General features: G+C 43.0%; 1 tRNA gene and 3 rRNA genes. All 4 read right to left on the reverse strand.

The features are described from left to right. Positions 1-123: ribosomal RNA gene (locus BN3326_RS00025) — 23S ribosomal RNA — on the reverse strand; the annotation flags it as partial. A 236-nt stretch (positions 124-359) separates the two neighbouring features. After that, positions 360-432: transfer RNA gene (locus tag BN3326_RS00030), tRNA-Ala, on the reverse strand. Positions 433-435: 3 nt separating this feature from the next. Then, positions 436-553: ribosomal RNA gene (rrf, locus tag BN3326_RS00035) — 5S ribosomal RNA — on the reverse strand. A gap of 134 nt (positions 554-687) precedes the next feature. After that, positions 688-798 (reverse strand): 16S ribosomal RNA (locus BN3326_RS00040); the annotation flags it as partial.

Below are 798 nucleotides of genomic sequence, written 5' to 3' on the forward strand. Positions count from 1 at the left end.
CCCCATTCGGATATCTCGGGATCAAAGCTTATTTGCAGCTCCCCCAAGCTTTTCGCAGCTTATCGCGTCCTTCATCGGCTCTCGGTGCCAAGGCATCCACTCTACGCTCTTAGTAGCTTGACCTAATTATGATTGATGCACGAATGCACCATCATGGTCAAATAATCTCTATGATAACAGTGTTTTTTACTGTTTAGTCATAGGAATAAGTGCCTTGTTTTATTCTAAACAAACAAAGTTTGTTTTAAAAGAATAGTTTAATATTTTCGGTTAAATTGTAGATTTTAAATTATAAAGTTTAAAATCTTATTTGATTATGTTTAGTTTTCAAAGTACAAAGTTGTCCCATTAATGGACAGTGGAGATTACGAGACTCGAACTCGTGACCCCCTGCTTGCAAGGCAGGTGCTCTCCCAACTGAGCTAAACCCCCATGATTTGGCAACCACCTACTCTCCCGGTCCGTCTCCAGACAAGTACCATCGGCCGACTAGGTCTTAACCTACGTGTTCGGTATGGGAACGGGTGTGTCCCCTAATCGCATCGTCACCAAAAAATGTTAGATATTTAATTATAAGGTTATCTATGACCTCAACCCATCTTCTGCGCTCTTCGAGCTAGAATCCAGGTTGAGTGTTCTTTGAACACTCAAAATAAAACAGTAACCATACTCAGTCATTTTCCTTAGAAAGGAGGTGATCCAGCCGCACCTTCCGATACGGCTACCTTGTTACGACTTCACCCCAGTCATTGGTTTTGCCTTAGGCGGCTCCTTCCCCGAAGGGTTAGGTCACCGACG

Source organism: Cellulosilyticum sp. I15G10I2 (assembly GCF_900095725.1).
GTDB lineage: Bacteria > Bacillota > Clostridia > Lachnospirales > Cellulosilyticaceae > FMMP01.